Source organism: Ruminococcus sp. 5_1_39BFAA (assembly GCF_964240875.1).
Lineage (GTDB): Bacteria > Bacillota > Clostridia > Lachnospirales > Lachnospiraceae > Blautia_A.
Genome location: NZ_CAXSVO010000032.1, coordinates 1 through 16,316, shown reverse-complemented (window position 1 = coordinate 16,316; position 16,316 = coordinate 1). Strand labels below are relative to the sequence as shown.

General features: G+C 41.0%; 15 protein-coding genes and 1 pseudogene. 15 read left to right on the top strand and 1 reads right to left on the bottom strand.

What is annotated here, in order from left to right; genetic code table 11:
* Positions 1–72 precede the first annotated feature (72 nt).
* From ACESZH_RS20580 to ACESZH_RS20520, 13 genes are all read left to right on the top strand, one after another.
* Entirely contained in the window at positions 73–1,785 is a 1,713-nt protein-coding gene (locus ACESZH_RS20580; RefSeq protein ID WP_373218777.1) for a LuxR C-terminal-related transcriptional regulator, read from the top strand.
* 89 nt (positions 1,786–1,874) lie between these two features.
* Positions 1,875–2,072, top strand: a complete 198-nt coding sequence (locus ACESZH_RS20575) for a helix-turn-helix transcriptional regulator (protein ID WP_373218775.1) — start codon at positions 1,875–1,877, stop codon at positions 2,070–2,072.
* A 563-nt stretch (positions 2,073–2,635) separates the two neighbouring features.
* Positions 2,636–3,190: a sigma-70 family RNA polymerase sigma factor gene (locus ACESZH_RS20570; protein WP_373218773.1), complete on the top strand. Its 555-nt coding sequence runs from the start codon at positions 2,636–2,638 to the stop codon at positions 3,188–3,190.
* A gap of 109 nt (positions 3,191–3,299) precedes the next feature.
* On the top strand, positions 3,300–3,467 hold the full coding sequence (locus ACESZH_RS20565) for a helix-turn-helix domain-containing protein (RefSeq protein WP_373218771.1): 168 nt from the start codon (positions 3,300–3,302) through the stop codon (positions 3,465–3,467).
* A gap of 94 nt (positions 3,468–3,561) precedes the next feature.
* A complete protein-coding gene (locus ACESZH_RS20560; protein ID WP_373218770.1) occupies positions 3,562–4,512 on the top strand; it encodes a helix-turn-helix domain-containing protein in 951 nt (316 codons plus the stop codon).
* Positions 4,513–4,523: 11 nt separating this feature from the next.
* The gene (locus ACESZH_RS20555; RefSeq protein WP_373218768.1) at positions 4,524–5,387 is read left to right on the top strand and encodes a hypothetical protein; all 864 of its coding nucleotides are present in this window, start codon (positions 4,524–4,526) and stop codon (positions 5,385–5,387) included.
* 419 nt (positions 5,388–5,806) lie between these two features.
* Positions 5,807–7,231 (top strand): ATP-binding protein, encoded by a 1,425-nt coding sequence (locus ACESZH_RS20550; protein WP_373218766.1) that lies wholly within the window; start codon positions 5,807–5,809, stop codon positions 7,229–7,231.
* 196 nt (positions 7,232–7,427) lie between these two features.
* Positions 7,428–7,700: an alpha/beta hydrolase gene (locus tag ACESZH_RS20545; protein WP_373218764.1), complete on the top strand. Its 273-nt coding sequence runs from the start codon at positions 7,428–7,430 to the stop codon at positions 7,698–7,700.
* 15 nt (positions 7,701–7,715) lie between these two features.
* Positions 7,716–8,264, top strand: a complete 549-nt coding sequence (locus tag ACESZH_RS20540; protein WP_373218763.1) for a flavodoxin family protein — start codon at positions 7,716–7,718, stop codon at positions 8,262–8,264.
* 309 nt (positions 8,265–8,573) lie between these two features.
* Positions 8,574–8,723 carry a cyclophilin-like fold protein gene (locus ACESZH_RS20535; RefSeq protein WP_373218822.1) on the top strand — a complete coding sequence of 50 codons (150 nt, stop codon included), beginning with the start codon at positions 8,574–8,576 and terminating at the stop codon, positions 8,721–8,723.
* Positions 8,724–8,838: 115 nt separating this feature from the next.
* Positions 8,839–10,701: an AAA family ATPase gene (locus ACESZH_RS20530; protein ID WP_373218762.1), complete on the top strand. Its 1,863-nt coding sequence runs from the start codon at positions 8,839–8,841 to the stop codon at positions 10,699–10,701.
* A gap of 835 nt (positions 10,702–11,536) precedes the next feature.
* Positions 11,537–11,797: a hypothetical protein gene (locus ACESZH_RS20525; protein ID WP_373218761.1), complete on the top strand. Its 261-nt coding sequence runs from the start codon at positions 11,537–11,539 to the stop codon at positions 11,795–11,797.
* A 140-nt stretch (positions 11,798–11,937) separates the two neighbouring features.
* Complete coding sequence (locus ACESZH_RS20520; protein WP_373218760.1) at positions 11,938–13,173, top strand: ATP-binding protein; 1,236 nt, start codon at positions 11,938–11,940, stop codon at positions 13,171–13,173.
* 64 nt (positions 13,174–13,237) lie between these two features.
* On the opposite strand, the gene ACESZH_RS20515 is transcribed toward ACESZH_RS20520, so the two are convergent.
* On the bottom strand, positions 13,238–14,122 hold the full coding sequence (locus ACESZH_RS20515) for a LysR family transcriptional regulator (protein WP_373218759.1): 885 nt from the start codon (positions 14,120–14,122) through the stop codon (positions 13,238–13,240).
* A 122-nt stretch (positions 14,123–14,244) separates the two neighbouring features.
* Between ACESZH_RS20515 and ACESZH_RS20510 the strand changes: the two genes are divergently transcribed.
* Both ACESZH_RS20510 and ACESZH_RS20505 read left to right on the top strand, forming a co-directional pair.
* Positions 14,245–15,471: an MFS transporter gene (locus ACESZH_RS20510; RefSeq protein ID WP_373218758.1), complete on the top strand. Its 1,227-nt coding sequence runs from the start codon at positions 14,245–14,247 to the stop codon at positions 15,469–15,471.
* A 32-nt stretch (positions 15,472–15,503) separates the two neighbouring features.
* Positions 15,504–16,052 (top strand): annotated as a pseudogene (locus ACESZH_RS20505) (aspartate-semialdehyde dehydrogenase); the annotation flags it as partial.
* Positions 16,053–16,316: the final 264 nt, after the last annotated feature.

Genomic DNA, 16,316 nt, shown 5'->3' with positions numbered 1-16,316 from the left:
ATTGCTCGGCCGTATACTGATATCATAAATAAAAGGTAGGCCACCTAAAATACATGAAGGAGGTCCTGATATATGGATGAGTTATATCAGCAGATTATTGATAGTTATAAAGAGACGGGTTCTGTAAAGAAGACAGCAGAAGAGCTTGGGACATATCCGATCAAAGTACGAAGAGTACTGATTACGGAGGGATTGTGGCACAGTAAAACCAGTGAACAGGTAGCAGAGCTGCTTGCTCTGGGCAAAAGTGTAGCTGAAATAGCAGAGGAGCTTGTTATATCAGAGAAGAATGTTCAGTCTTATATGCCCTATTCCCGTGGGCAGTATGGAAGGGAAGACAGAAGCGACGAAGCGATTCGAAGTGAGGAATATAGAGGACGGATGCAGCAGGCAGCTAAGAATCAGGTTACCAATACAGAAGCACGTTCAAAAAAGAAAGAGGATGATATTCAGGAGCAGCGGCGCCTTCTTGAAGAATTAAGAGCTGAAAAAGAGCGATTACTGAAAGAGAAAAAAGAATTCTGGGACATGATCGAAGCAGAGATGAAGCGGATTCCTATGGCAATGCAGCTTCATCTGGAACTGGACCTGGGATATTTCGCAGATGAACATAAGGAAGTTCTTAGAAGATACGGAAGAATGAAGGATGGAATTACCAGAGATTTTATTGTTCCGGGTAATATGACACTGCATGGTCTTCATTATGCAATCATGAAAGCTTTTGGATGGCAAAACAGCCACCTTCATAGCTATGTTCCATATGAGGATGAATTCAAAAAAATGACAGATGGGGGATTGGTAAAAGAGTGGACCCGTCAGGTTGGTATGTATTTTCGTTTTCCAAGTGAGAATTATGAAGATATATATTGGGACGATGATTATGAGGAAGGTGAAAGCTTTAAGACCTGGCTGAAATCCAAGTATTGTGGACCATACTCCTATGAAGGCGTGGGAGAGCATTACATTCCTGCACAGATTGAAGTAGACAGATTCCGAAAGGACTGGCCTGCTATTCAGAAGAAAACAACAGATCAGAGAACGTGGAATATCTACATGGACGGTCAGTGTGAGGAAATGCTGGAACGCCTGATGCTTTGGACTGTACTAAAAACACCGGCTGAACAGGGAGATTGGGATTCATGGAAACAGGAGAAAGAGGTCGCCCTGAAACAAGTTGAGAAAAAACGTAAGGACATTATCAAAAAATATAGACAGCTGACAGCCCGTATGGACCAGATTGTTGAAGAGGCAGGAACGCATTTTGACGAAGAAGGAAATCCGATGATCGACATGGTTCCATATTTCCGGGAGATGGAGGAACTGGACCGTGAATTGGAAATGCTGTGTATTGATTATAATCCTGAACCAATCCCGGCATTATCTGCATTGTGTTATAGATATGACTATGGCGATGGGTGGGAGATTAAAATCACCTGCACCAATGCCTGGTACGACAAAACCGTTTATGCCAGGGATGAAGAAGGCGATATGCTTCATGATAAAAATGGATTCGTTCCTGAGAAAGCTTTGTTTGTAGATGTCTATGGTCAGCAAATAGACGGAGAGTTTCTGGACAAGTTGAGAGATATTCAGCGTAAGGAAAAACCAATCTGCATTGCCTGGGATGGAATGAGTCTTGTGGATGATGTTGGTGGTGTTGGAGGTTTTTGCGAATTCCTTGAGACGATTAACGGTGATGATCCGAAAGAGAAGAAAAGCTATAAGACATGGGCAAGGAGTCTGGGATGGACTGGACGCATGCCAAAACCGGAAAACATGCTGTAGTTGTCGGGATTTTTGCACATTGCTTTATGCTACATTTTAGGAGCAGACGGGGAGTCTCTAAAAAAGTAGCGGGATGGTGATATGTTGTGATGGAGTTCCAGACGAATTTAAAAAAGCTTCGTACCGAGGAGGGACTGACACAGGATCAGCTGGCTTTGCTGGTGGAAACCAGTACGGACACGATTGGAAGAATTGAGCGAAAGCAGAAGATAGCATCTTATGAGGTGCTGTTTCGTATCGCCAGATATTTCGATAAGCCTGTGGATGATGTGTTCTGGTATGAGTGAGAGAACAAATAGAGGCAATGTAATTTAAACAGACGTGCAATTTTATTTTTGAGGACAGCTTGTAATAGTGCAGGCTGTTCTTTTTTTACTCATTATCGAGTCTCATCAACTTGATACTTTCTGCGCCTTCGATGATACTTTTCTGTCTGCATATGAGATACCTCTGATACTCCTGAATGATACAATGATTATGCTGGAAGTAGAAGATCAGCAGGACAATTAAATAAGATTTTTTCAAAGCTCTATTGGGTGTAACCGCTCGATAGGGCTTTTTGCGTGGTTCTACGAGCGGTGCAAACGAAGAAGGATCAGCATTGACGCATGCTTGCATGTGAGAAATGCTGGTCCTTTTTTCGTTTATAGCGCGACAGCGCGACATCAAGCCGATAGTCGAGGTTAGCACCGCATTGATCTTTGATTTCCAGCCAATGCCACGGGTCTGCTTATGACCGCGTGATTGGAAAGGGAATCAAGCATGATCAGACGTATCAGTAAACCACGTGCACCTCCGCTCCTGGATTTGAAACACGAGAACAAGATTTCAAATTCAGGAGGAAAAGAAGATGTACGTACAGCATCCATATAAATTTGAAGGAAAATATTATGCAAAGATTGATGGAGTATTCTATGAGATATCCAAGGAAGTGGCGATGGCTATGTTCGCTGATTATAGAAATGAGATTTATCGCAGCCGTAAGTGGGCACCGGATTACAGGGAAGAGGATCTTCAGATTGAAGAACTTCAGGATCTGAAGATTGATAATGAGAAAGAAAATGCTGCAAAAAAGAAGGATAAGAAGTGGAAGCGAAAGATCAAGAGATGTGAGATTCTCGATTGTGCCTTCAGCGCTAACAGCGATGGACTTTCTGTTGCCGATATGGCAGATGACACACAGCTCAGCCTTGAAGAACTGATGATTTTGAAAGAGGAGAGCAGAATTCTCCATGACAAGATTAGTAAGCTTACGCTTCAGGAACAGTTTATTATCAAGTCTATCTATTTTGAGGATATGAAACAGAAGGAAGTGGCAGAGATTCTTGGTGTCACAAAAGGAGCTCTCAGTCAGAGACTTGGTGCTATCCTCAGAAAGATGCGTAACATGTATCTGGAAGGATAAATAAGAGTTCTTAAACTTTTTTGCTTCATTGTCTAAACTTTTTCTGTGTTTTTTGTATTTAGTAAATGAAAAGGTCAAGCCTTAAGAAATACAGAAAGAGAAATCAGATATGGACAAGAGATGTTATTCCGTAGCGGAGCTGCAGGAAATTTTAGGTGTAAGCAGACAGTGTATCTATGAACTGCTCAAGAAGAAAGAATTCAGTTGGGTGATGGTTGGTGGCAAGTACCGCATTTCCAAGAAAAGTTTCGATGAGTGGCTGGATCAGAATCAGTAGAAAGAGAGGTTAGGATTGCATCATCGGCAAGAGATGTACATCCTAACGCTTTTTCTGCAGATGAGTTATTTTAGTATCAAGGGAGGTGGCGCGATTGTATTACAATCCATTGACAAAGGAAGAAGAGTTTCACGAACTGGTGAAAGAGATTGAGAGCCTGAGTGCATACAAAAGGGTGCCTTCTCCGGAGAAGAAATACATGTCGGTAGCGGAGATGGGACGGCTCCTGGGTTTGAAGAAGACGGATCGATACTGGCTGGTTCACAAGAATTTTTTCAAGACAGAAGTGATCCTGGGGAAAATGCGTGTGGAGCTGGAAAGCTTCGAGAAATGGTATGCCAATCAGATCAAATATCACAAGGTTACCGGGGAGGAGCCTGGCCTGGAACTGAAGCAGCATTCTTATTCGCCAAAGGATATTGCAGAGATTCTGCAGATTTCTGAATGGCAGGTCTACGAGGAGATGAAGAAAGCCGGTGTGGAATATATCCTGGTGGATTATTGGAAAAGGTATCCTAAAGAAGCATTTGATGAGTGGTACAGGAATCAGAATCGGTTCCGCAATGCCGAGGATCGGGAGAAGGTTCGTGACATTGTGGAAGGTTCTATGCGAATGCCGGAAATGGCCAGAATGTTGGGTGTTTCAAGAAGCGTGGTTTATAACATTATTGATCGTTCGGATATTCTGAAAACCATTGAGCTTGATGGTCGAAGACGAGTGACCAAGGAAAGCTTTTATGAGTGGTATGCCAGTCAGAATCGATATCATATCGTATCGGAGCAGGCGCCGGAAACGGTGAAGGAAGAAGATAATCGCAGTATTGAAACATATAGAAGAGCGGTTCAGGATCGTGATGGCTATACCAAAAATATCGGAAATGATGCGTATCTGACGGTAAAGGAAGCTGCGCTTCTGGCAGGAATAAATCCGGCAACCGTACATAAGTGGATCAAAAAAGGAAAAATAGAAGCAGTTCAAAGCAGCAAGACGGTTCGTATTCCAAGAAAGAGTTTTGAGGACTGGCTGCAGAAAAAAGAGAAATAAGGAGGATCAGCATGGCATCAATTGTTGAGAGAAGAGGCAGATTTTGTGTCGTATATAGTTATAAGGATAAGAACGGAAAGCGCAGACAGAAATGGGAAACCTATAAGACCATGTCAGAAGCAAAGAAGCGCAAGAAGGAAATCGAGTATCGTGCGGATATCGGACAAATGATCGTGCCTCATTGTAAGACAGTCAAGGAGCTGCTGGAGGAGTATGTTAATTTGTATGGGAAAGAGGCCTGGGCGCTGTCCACATATTCTTCTAACGTAAGTATGATCAATAATTATATCATCCCGATTATTGGCGGAGATGAGCTGGAGAATATCAATACCAGATTTATCGAAAAATATTACCAGAGACTTCTCCGAACTCCGGTGGTGATCAATGGAGATGAGTACATGGACTATAATCTGGTGATGGCAACACCTTTTGGGCTACCGATTGGTATTTCTTCTATTCGTAAGGCTTTAAATGACCTGATTAAGGAACATGATCTTCCGCCGGTAGTATTCCATAGCCTTTGTCATACCAGTGTTACCTACAAGCTGAAGTTAAATGGCGGTGACATCAAGGCGGTACAGGGAGACTCCGGTCATTCCCAGATCAATATGGTCACCGATGTATACTCTCATATCATTGATGATGATCGCAGAAAAAATGCGGAACTCTTCGAGCAGGTCTTTTATGAGAAGAAGAATCTGGATCCGAGTATGCATGCCAATGTGGCTGGAAAGACAGTAGAACTTCCGACAAATGTGGATGCGGAGCTCTTGGCGAAAGTTCTTTCCAATCCGGAAATGGCAGCACTTTTAACTTCGCTAGCCAAGTCCATGGATACAACTTTCAACAGGGGATTGTCACCCGCTGAAAGTTGAGCCTCCGGCGGATCGCAGAGGCGCGCAGATGAAAGCTCCTTTGGAGCGCGCGCCTCGCGGCAAGTACGCCGGTGGCGTACTTGATAAGGTGGGAGCACTCTCTTTCCTGATGCGCCCTAATGGTAGCCAAGATGGCGACCATTAAAGATGAGTCTCTTCGGAGGCTCATTTTGCGTTACTTGGAAAATGAAATACCCGCGTTATCTTATGTTAAACGCAAATAAGGGTATAATAAGCGATAAGTCCCACAGACTGGAAGAAGAAGGGAAGTAAATGAGGATGAAAAGTCTTGACATTCGACCTTATATTTTAACTTGAAAAAAGGATGATGGCGATTTATAATATAAATATGCACTATAAAACGCTAACTAAGCTATTTTAAGATGGTGTGTGGCGATTTATGAAAGGGTGGTGATTCTATGAAGATTATTGGAAGAAAAAGAGAAAAGGACAGTTTAATGCAGTGCCTTCTGTCAAAGAGACCGGAATTTGTTGTCGTATATGGAAGAAGACGGGTAGGAAAGACTTACTTGATTCGCGAATACTTTAATCAGCAGTTTTCGTTTTATACGACTGGTCTGTCAGATGAAAAGACGAAGGGACAGCTGCGTGCTTTTCAGGCAAGCCTGAATGCATATGGATATGAAGAAAAAAGTGCACCTGCAGATTGGTTTGAGGCTTTTGCGCGTCTTAAGGAATTGCTTCAAAGCGATAAGGTATATCGTGAACCGATTAATAATAAAAGAGTCATATTTCTTGATGAACTTCCGTGGATGGATACGGCCCGCTCGGATTTTAAAAGTGCGCTTGATTATTTCTGGAATAGCTGGGCATCGGCGCAGGAGGATCTGGTGTTGATTGCCTGCGGATCTGCCACGTCGTGGATTATAACGAACCTTCTCACGAATAAAAAAGGATTTCATAACAGGATTACAAGACGCATTCACCTTGCCCCATTCTCGCTGGCAGAATGCGAAGAACTGTTTGAATTGAATGATATCGTTATGAGCCGAAGCCAGATGATCGAAAGCTACATGATTTTTGGAGGTATACCGCATTATCTGAATCTTTTCGATTCACGCCTCAGCCTGGCGCAGAATGTAAATGAACTTTGTTTTAAGGAGTATGGCTTCCTTCATGATGAGTACAACAACCTTTTTTATTCACTGTATGATAAACCTGAAAAACATCTGGCAATCCTTGAGAGACTTGCGAAAAGCAGAGATGGTCTGACCCGGGCAGAACTTTCCAGGGAAAAGGAAATTGGAGGAGGTTCTGTTCTTACAAAGGATCTGCGAGAACTGGAGGAGTGTGGTTTTATCCGAAAATTCAGTAATTTTACAAGAGGAGAGGGAGAACAGTTTTATCAACTGATCGATCCGTTTACTCTATTCAGTATCCGATTCATAAAGAATAAGAAGTTTGATTCATGGAACGAGTATATTAATTCACCGGGTTATCATTCCTGGAGGGGAAATTCTTTTGAGATTGTGTGTCTGAATCACATTCCTCAAATTAAGGAAAGTCTTAGAATAGGCGGAATTGAAACAAATGAGTTTGCATGGAGAAGTGGTGGAGCCGATAAGGGGGCGCAGATTGATCTGATCATCAGCAGAAAAGATGGTGTCATCAATCTCTGTGAAATGAAATTTACAAGTGATGATTATATGCTGGATGCTGATGAATATGAAAAGCTCAGAAACAGAATGTCACAGTTTCAGAAAGAAACCAATGTGAAATCGGCAATCCATATCACGCTGATTTGTGGAAATGGATATAAAAAGGGAAAATATTCAGGAATTGTCCAGAATGTTATTTTAGGGGACGATTTATTTGAAAAATAGAGCCCGTTATATGATGCCACGAAATAGCAAAGCAGCGAAGCCGGTGACGACATTGGTGCCTGACGAAATAAAACGATGGGGCTTTTTCATTTGCGTCGAAATGGTAGCCAAGATGGCGACCATTAAATATGAGTCTCTTCGGAGGCTCATTTTTGTTATACCCATTATACCCATAATAAAAAAGCGGATGGGTATAATGGGTATAACAAAATTTGCGACCTATTCATGCGCCAGGTCATATAGTACCTGTATTTCTTCTGGAAGATGGTCTGTTCTCATCGTGCATGGCGAGAAGGCGCATTCCTGCTATTTTAGCAGGGATGCATATGCAGCAATGACTGCGGAGAGCAAATACACAGACAATAAGGAGCTTATGATCATTCCGGATGCAGTCCATACAGATCTGTATGACAATGTGGATGTCATTCCATTTGACAAGCTTCAGTCGTTCTTTGAGAAATATTTATAAGGAGGGTTTCAGAATATGGGAAAGAAAGTAGTCGTAATTTCAACAAGTATCAGAGCCAATAGTAACTCAGAGGTATTGGCAACTTCTTTTGCAGAGGGTGCAAAGTCATCAGGAAATGATGTGACCGTGATCAGTCTCAAAGGAAAGAATATCGGATTCTGTAAAGGCTGCCTTGCATGTCAGCAGACAGGAAACTGTGTGATCAAAGATGATGTGCAGGAAATCATGGATGAGGTTCTGAATGCAGATGTCGTAGCTTGGGCAACTCCTATTTATTATTATGAGATGTCTGGACAGATGAAGGTCTTAATTGACAGAATGAATCCGATGTTCTCTAAGGACTATAAGTTTAGGGAAGTGTATTTCCTTGCAACAGCCGCAGAGGACGAAGAATATGTTTATGAGAAAGCATTATCAGGACTGAATGGCTGGATTGATTGCTTTGAAAAAGCAGAACTGGCAGGTCACTTATTCTGCGGTGGAGTAACCATGGGCGGAGAAATCAATGGTAGTCCTAAAATCCAGGAAGCATATGATATGGGAGCAGGTATTGCACATGCTTAATAGAAAAGCACTTTTGGGAATCCTTTTGCTACTTATGTTGCTTCTGGTATCCGGGTGTGGAAAAACGAAGGATGTGAAAATTTCCTCTGACAATGTGGTTACAGCCGATTTTGAAAATTCTACAAAAACGGAAGAAGCCAATGTAGACACGGAGGAAATCAATACAGAAACCACGGAATTTGATTCGGAAGTTACTGAATCGGCAGATTATGAGGAAAGGAATTCAGAGATGAAGCTATACGTTAATGATAATCTCTTGGCAGAAGATATACGAGGAATGATAAACAGACGACGACCCACAACGGTGATATCGTTCTGTACAGCGGAAGTAACATTGTGTTATTTTACGGTTCTAATTCCTGGGCATATACAAGACTCGGAAAGATAGACTTACCAGAGGATCAGGTGACGGAATTACTTAGCAATGGGGACGTTGTGGTTAGGATTCGAACAAGTTAATTCTTACAAAACGCTGAAAATACTCCGCAATATATCAACATATAATTGATATATTGCGGAGTATTTGCTATAATATGCGAAAAGAAATCGCGTAGTATGTAAGGAAGTGATGTAAATGAAGAATTGTAAACAGAAAGCTTTGGAGTGGGGAATCAGCGAACGAACTGTGAATGACCTGTGTAAAAAAGGAAGAATTCCGGGCGCGGTGAAGAACAGTGGAAGATGGCAGATTCCGGATGAGGCCATAAAACCGGAGGATGGACGCATTTCCAGTGGCAGATATGTAAAGACAAGAGGGCAGGAAAAGCTGAGATCATTGCCGATTGGTATCTCTGATTATGCACGGGCACAGTCTGAATATTATTATGTGGATAAAACCTTACTGATTAAAGAATTTCTGGATAAAAAGCCGATGGTATCCTTGTTTACCAGACCGCGTCGTTTTGGTAAGACTTTGAATATGGATATGCTTCGCTGTTTTTTTGAAATATCTGAAGAAGATACCGGCAAATATTTTGAGAATACTATGATCTGGCAATGTGGAGATACCTATACATCTCATCAGGGAAAATATCCGGTTATCTTTCTGACTTTTAAAGATGTAAAGTTTGACAACTGGCAGGCTACTCTTGATAAAATAAAGGATCTGTTACAGGCGGAATTTGGAAGACATGCAAAAATACTGAATGGCAGTCAGCTTGCGGATTATGAGAAAGAATATTTTTCAAAAATGTTAAATGGCAGCGCATCCTATATGGACCTGACGGTTGCGCTTGAGAAACTCTCAAAGATGCTGGCAAGTTATTATGGAGTTGCTCCTATTATTATTATTGACGAATATGATACACCGATCCAGGAAGGATATTCTAAGGATTTCTATAATGAAATTAACGATTTCATGCGGGTATTCTTTTCAGGAGCGTTCAAGGATAACAGGAATCTGTCTTATGGATTTCTTACAGGAATCTTGCGAATTGCACAGGAGAGCATTTTCAGCGGATTGAATAATTTGAGCGTCAACTCGATTATGGATGAGGACTATAGTCAGTTCTTTGGTTTTACATCTTCAGAAGTTTATGAAATGCTTCAATATTACAGGATGACAGATAAGATGGAAGAGCTGAAGGAATGGTATGATGGATATCTTTTTGGCAATGAAGAAATATATAATCCATGGTCCGTCATTAATTATGTTTCGAAAAAAGGTATTCCACAGGCCTATTGGGTAAATACAGGAAAGAATGAAATTCTTGTAGATGTGCTTCAGGCTGCTACGGAGGAAATAAAAGGTCAATTGTATGATCTGCTTCAGGGAGAGTGTGTAATCACCAGAATAGATCAGAATGTGGTATACAGAGCCCTTGCGGAGGATCCGGATAACATCTTCAGCCTTTTACTGGTTGCCGGATATTTAAAGACACCGAAGAAAGAGCTGCAACCGGATGGATCATATCTGTGTGAGGTTTCTATTCCGAACAAAGAGATTGCTGCCGTCTATAAAAGTGAAATCCTGTTTCATCTGATGCAGATCGGTGCAATTACAAGGACAACTGCAAATAAAATCGCAGAGAGTTTATTTGCATGTAATTATACGAAACTGCAGAAAGCCATTGCGGAATATCTGGATAAATCTGTAAGCTTTTATGATGGAGGAACCGAGGGCTTTTATCATGGCCTGGTATTAGGACTGATCGCATTGATGGATAATCAGTATAGAATCAAATCAAACAGAGAATCTGGAGACGGAAGATACGATATTACCATGTTCCCGAGAGAGAAAAAGTATCCGGGAATCATTATGGAGTTTAAGTGGAAAGCCGATCTGAAAGAAGAGGAGATGGAGCGATTTGCTGCAGATGCTCTTAGGCAGATCGATGAAAAACGCTATGATGCAGAACTGATAGAGCTCGGTGTGGCACCTATATTCAAATTGGGAATTGCATTTTCGGGAAAACGCGTAAAAGTTAAGAACATGTAAAATGATTTTAAGGTCGCATAAAATGTAATTGTTTTTCATTTTTCCGCCAACTCTCCCAGATTTGCAGTTTTCTTTGCATAAAACCATACTCTGGGCTAATGGTCGCCAACTTGGCGACCATTAAAAGTCGAAAGATCTTTATGTACATTGTTGCACCATATGGAAATTTTTGACTACCAAAGCAGCAGTTCTGCGAGCCGACCTATGAATGCCTGCGAAGCGGCAAAGCATCGGATCGGTTGACAAAAAAGTATACCATCGGCGTAAATTTGATATACACAATGCGTTTTAGCTCATGCCAGCATTTATGCCCAAAACGGGGGCTTTCCGGGACGATATAAAAGCTGACAGCGAAGTGCCCACGACAGCTAAAACAGTCCGTAAATAAAGGATTTTCAGAGACAATTCATAACAGTGATAAACCAGGAGCAAGGTACCGAGTGCCTTGCTCCTAAGCGAAAGGCCGCGCGTTCGAATCGCGCTAGGAACGCCAGGTCACAATGCCAGAAATCCTTACAGTGAGAAACAAGTTTCTCACTGCCGCGGGCGTTGCCAAATGGAAATGCAAGCATTTCCGCTTGGCTCGTGCCTCGCGCAAATCAAGGCTTTCTGGCTTTTCTTATGTCTGAAATTCACCAGGTAAATATCGAACTGGCTGCCGAAATTGATTAGCAGGAGCGTTTCTGCTAATGAAAAAGTTGTATGTTCCAGGTACAAATTAAATAGTAATAGCACATATCAGCCATTTGGTTTTTTTGCCGGATGGCTTTTTTATTGCATATACATAGCTGCTGGAAATTCTCTTGCAGCTGAAATTTTGAAAGGAGGAAGATTTTTGAATGCACAAGTTATAGATATCTCGAATCAAAAAGGTGGTGTCGGTTATGAAAAGTTACATATTTTTCTTTCCATAATCCATCACGATTTAAGTGTATTTTATCAAATCACTTTCATCCTCAGCATTGATGTTTGCCCTAATAATTCATCCATCTGGGTTCGACAGGATATCGGAGACTATTTTACTCGAAGCGCAAAGTATCTGGAGGATATTCTGGGGACATGGTGGACAGCCATACCAAGCTTTTGGATGTGGTAACTCAGCAGCAAAAAATCTGTAAATCTGTACAGCATCGCGTATCGCTTTCGAAAAATAAAAAAAATTATGATTTTGAAAGTGATCTCTTGTATATACTATTTACAGGCAGTATAATAAGCACAACAAATCGATTTCGAAAAATGAAAAATTTTAAACTTTTGAAAGTGGGTGACTATATGAAGACCATTACGAGAACAAAGTATCTCGATAGAATCATTGAACTGAACGGTACTCCGGACATCAAGATTATTACAGGCATTCGCCGTTCCGGTAAATCAAAATTGATGCAGGCATATATAGAGTATCTGAAAAGTCATTTTGAAAATATCAATATCATCTTCATTGACTTCATGGATCTGGCGTATGAAGAAATCAAGGAATACCATGCGTTACACACTTATGTAGAAGAACATTATCAAGATGGGAAAACAAACTACCTATTTGTGGATGAGGTTCAGATGTGTCCCAAGTTTGAGTTGGCAATCAACAGCCTATACTCAAAAGGCAAATATGATATCTATGTGACCGGTTCCAATGCTTTCCTGCTGAGTGCGGATCTGGCAACCCTTTTTACCGGACGCTATATTGAGATTCATGTATTTCCGTTTAGTTTCCGGGAGTATTGTCAGTATTATGATGATGTCAGCGATAAAGATAAGCTCTTTGAAGATTATTCCACTAAGGGTGGTCTGGCAGGATCTTATGCTTACAGAACCGAAAAGGACAGAACAAACTATATCAAGGAAGTCTATGAAACCATTGTTACAAGAGATTTGGTGCAGAAATACGCTCTGCCGGACACTTTGGTTTTGCAGCGTTTGAGTGAGTTCCTTATGGATAATATCAGCAATCTGACCTCTCCGAATAAGGTTAGTCAGCTGTTGACAGCAAATAAGACTTCAACCAATCATGTCACCGTTGGCAAATACATCAAGTATTTGTGTAATGCCTTTGTGTTTTATGATATGAAACGATATGACATTCGTCGCAAGAAATATCTTGAAAGTTCTGAGAAGTTCTATTTGTGCGATACCGGTATCCGATATGCAATCCTCGGAAGCAGAAATATGGATTATGGAGGAATCTATGAGAATATAGTCTGCATCGAACTTCTTCGCCGTGGATACGATGTCTATGTCGGCAAACTCTATCAAAAGGAGATTGATTTTGTCGTTCAAAGAGGCAGCGAAAAGATTTACATTCAGGTGAGCGATAATATTTCAGGACAGGAAACCCTTGAAAGAGAGTGTTCTCCACTGCTTCAAATCAGAGATGCTTATCCGAAAATGATTATTGCCCGAACAAAGCATCCGAAATATAGCTATGAGGGAATTGAGATTCACGATATAGCTGATTGGCTGTTGCAAGAATATTAAAATAGTAAAATAGCATACTGTCATACTAAGCTACTGAATGTGGTGACGCTGCTGAATCATGGCATTAAACAATAGTTGTGCATAGCTCAACAAACAATTCCATAAGTGGACTTTGCCATTTATTAGCATGTTTACCACATACAGCAGTAATACAAGGGTTTGACATATCTGTTGGAATTTCTACCAGGCTTCCGAGCTTCAATTCTTCTTCTACGGAAAAGCGGGGCAAAAAGGTAATCCCTACGTTGTTCCGGACAAGGTTTTTGATCGTTGGTATGCTCCAAAGTTCAATCGTATGATCGAGTACAATAGATTTATCTCGAAGATATTGTTCAAATATTTGCCGAAAAATACAAGTTGGCTCATTTATGATGAACGGAATGGAAATCTGCTGATTCGGCGTGATAAAGTCAGGATACTGTGCTTTGATGTCGGGAGAGGCCACCAAAACAACTGGATAGCTGCCAAATGGGTGAATAGTGAGGTTAGAACCAAGTCCCCCTACTTCTTCATAGAATAATCCTAAATCAAGCGTACCTCTCAACAATTCATTTCGAATATCGTAGCAATTCATAGAATGTAAAAATAAGCGGGCTTTCGGTGCTCTTTTGCAAAAGTCTTTTAAGACAGACGGTAATTTGTAGCATAACAATGTCTCGCCGACACCTATATGCAAGGATCCTTGATAAGATGATAGATCACTCTCAAAACAGTGCATTCTTTCAACGGAATTCAGTACATCATTGACATACGGAATCAACTGTTCACCGGCTTTTGTAAGTACCATTCTGCGTCCGATTTTTTCAAACAGTTTTGCAGATAATTCTTGCTCTAACTGTCCAATTTGAAATGTGATCGTTGACTGAGTATAGTTCAATTTTTCGGCTGCTTTCGAAAAACTCCCTTCTTCTACGATTGTCTGAAATGTATAGAGATACTTCAATTCCATAAACATCACCCCTCTAAATACTTTTATATAATTGAATGATTGCTTAAAATTATTCAAATTGATTTAACTATTTTCTGATGGTATTATACTAAGAAAATAAACAATTCGCAAGGAGCTTTGAGATGAATCAAGAGCAAAAAAATAATATTTTTCAACTAATTATTATTGTAGCTGCAGCCTGCCTTGTCCACGGTGTCATGCAGGGAGTGCATGATAATTATGGTATCATGATGAATAGCCTGACAAGTGTAACGGGTGTGGATTACGCGTCCATTAGCTTTTGTATTGGCGTTGGCGCGCTGGTTTATGGCCTTTCACAACCTTTTCTTGGAATGCTTGCACTGAGAAAATCGAACACATTTGTTATCATGATGGGAATTGTTTTTACTGTATTAGGGTTGATCATTACACCGCTGTGCAGGAATTTTTTCACATTACTCCTCTTTTTTGGTCTGGTCCTGCCTTTTGGAACAACCGGTCTCTGTTTTGGAATCGTTATGGGTGCGATCACTCCCATTTTGGGTGAAGAAAGAGCTGCATATGTATCTGGGATTGTCCAGGCCAGCGCTGGTATTGGAGATGCGTTGATGTCACCAGGATTAGAAGGCTTGATTTCTCATTTTGGTATCCAGGCAGCTATGAGTACGTTATGCATTCCATTTTTGATTATCATTCCGGTTGTTATATGGATAGCCTCTATGAACAAAAAAGCTGCTATAGCGGTTCAAACAAAAAGTGAGAAATCAGAGTCCCTATTCTCAATACTGAAAAATGCGTTTCAAGATAGAGATTACCGCTTAATCCTGATAGGCTTTGCTACCTGCGGATTCAATATGTCCATTATCGAAAGCCACTTATTTTCCCAATTTCGATCCTATGGAATTGCGGGAGATACCGCTTCTTTGACATTGACTGTTTACGGAATTGCTACAATGATCGGTGCTGCTGGTGCAGGATTTCTTGGGGTAAAATACCAGATGAAAAATGTGTTGGGTAGTGTTTATGCAATTCGGGTACTGATTTCTCTCGGCTTTCTCTTTCTACCCAAGTCGGTTCCCTTTGCATTTATTGTAACCGCATTATTGGGATTGAGCGGAGATTCTACCGTTCCTCCAACTTCCGGCATTATCAGCAAGAAATTTGGAGCAGAGAAGATGGCCGTGATTTATGGATTTGCATTGATAGGACACCAGGTAGGGGCCTTTGCAAGTTCGTATCTCGGAGGTGTTTTTGTACGAGAGGGATTGGGATATACTCCGCTTTGGATCATCAATATGTGTTTATCTGCTATTGCTGCGGCGGCGAGTTTTTCTATTCATAATGAGAATATTACAGTTCATCAATCTTGACAGAGGAGGTAATAGAAATGTCAAACAAGATAGAGGCGGTTGTGACCACGTATCAAGCAATCTCTGGGGCTGGGAAAAATTTTGAGACATGGCCTGAAATGATTGGAAATATCATTCCTTTCATTTCCGGGGAAGAAGAAAAAAGCGAACAGGAGCCTTTACGCATTTGGGGCAGCGTGTCAGATGGAAAAATCGTTCCTGCCGTGGAACCTCGAATTACTTGTCAATGCGTCCGTGTTCCGATCCTATATGGACATACAGCGGCGGTATTTTTGAACTTTCGGAAAAAACCAACACGCGAGCAGCTGATTGAAAAACTTTGGGAATTTAAGGGGAAATCGCAATTATTAGGGCTCCCCAGTGCCCCGAAACAGTTTATCCAATATCTTGCGGATGATAATAGACCACAGATCGCATTAGATGTTGACTACGAAAACGGAATGGGAATTAGTGTCGGGAGACTTCGCCCAGATAGTATTTACGATTGGAAGTTTATCGGTCTGTCACATAATACCTTACGTGGTGCGGCTGGAGGCTCAGTCTTATGTGCAGAACTATTAAAAGCAAAAGGATATATTTGATAACATGAGGTTCCGATTTGGAACCTCATGTTTTGAGATATAGCTGACTGGTTATTGCAGGAATATAGTGTTGAGTTTTAGAAATCGATGGTATCACTTTTAATTCTATAATAGTTTCCTGACAAAATATCTGTTAAAAGTTCCGATAATTGTTTTGACGAAATTGGATTGGAATCTTTTAACCAATACCTGAATCCGTGAAACTGGTTGTTTTATGATGCCAATCCCAAATCGGATTGGCTTATTCTTGATAAATAGTTCTTC

What these genes read in the sequence shown, in the direction of transcription:
- ACESZH_RS20580 (WP_373218777.1), top strand. Translation starts at nt 73, where the DNA reads ATGGATGAGTTATATCAGCAGATTATTGATAGTTATAAAGAGACGGGT.
- ACESZH_RS20510 (WP_373218758.1), top strand. Translation starts at nt 14,245, where the DNA reads ATGAATCAAGAGCAAAAAAATAATATTTTTCAACTAATTATTATTGTA.
- ACESZH_RS20550 (WP_373218766.1), top strand. Translation starts at nt 5,807, where the DNA reads ATGAAGATTATTGGAAGAAAAAGAGAAAAGGACAGTTTAATGCAGTGC.
- ACESZH_RS20520 (WP_373218760.1), top strand. Translation starts at nt 11,938, where the DNA reads ATGAAAAATTTTAAACTTTTGAAAGTGGGTGACTATATGAAGACCATT.
- ACESZH_RS20555 (WP_373218768.1), top strand. Translation starts at nt 4,524, where the DNA reads ATGGCATCAATTGTTGAGAGAAGAGGCAGATTTTGTGTCGTATATAGT.
- ACESZH_RS20530 (WP_373218762.1), top strand. Translation starts at nt 8,839, where the DNA reads ATGAAGAATTGTAAACAGAAAGCTTTGGAGTGGGGAATCAGCGAACGA.
- ACESZH_RS20570 (WP_373218773.1), top strand. Translation starts at nt 2,636, where the DNA reads ATGTACGTACAGCATCCATATAAATTTGAAGGAAAATATTATGCAAAG.
- ACESZH_RS20545 (WP_373218764.1), top strand. Translation starts at nt 7,428, where the DNA reads ATGGGTATAACAAAATTTGCGACCTATTCATGCGCCAGGTCATATAGT.
- ACESZH_RS20515 (WP_373218759.1), bottom strand. Translation starts at nt 14,122, where the DNA reads ATGGAATTGAAGTATCTCTATACATTTCAGACAATCGTAGAAGAAGGG.
- ACESZH_RS20540 (WP_373218763.1), top strand. Translation starts at nt 7,716, where the DNA reads ATGGGAAAGAAAGTAGTCGTAATTTCAACAAGTATCAGAGCCAATAGT.
- ACESZH_RS20565 (WP_373218771.1), top strand. Translation starts at nt 3,300, where the DNA reads ATGGACAAGAGATGTTATTCCGTAGCGGAGCTGCAGGAAATTTTAGGT.
- ACESZH_RS20575 (WP_373218775.1), top strand. Translation starts at nt 1,875, where the DNA reads ATGGAGTTCCAGACGAATTTAAAAAAGCTTCGTACCGAGGAGGGACTG.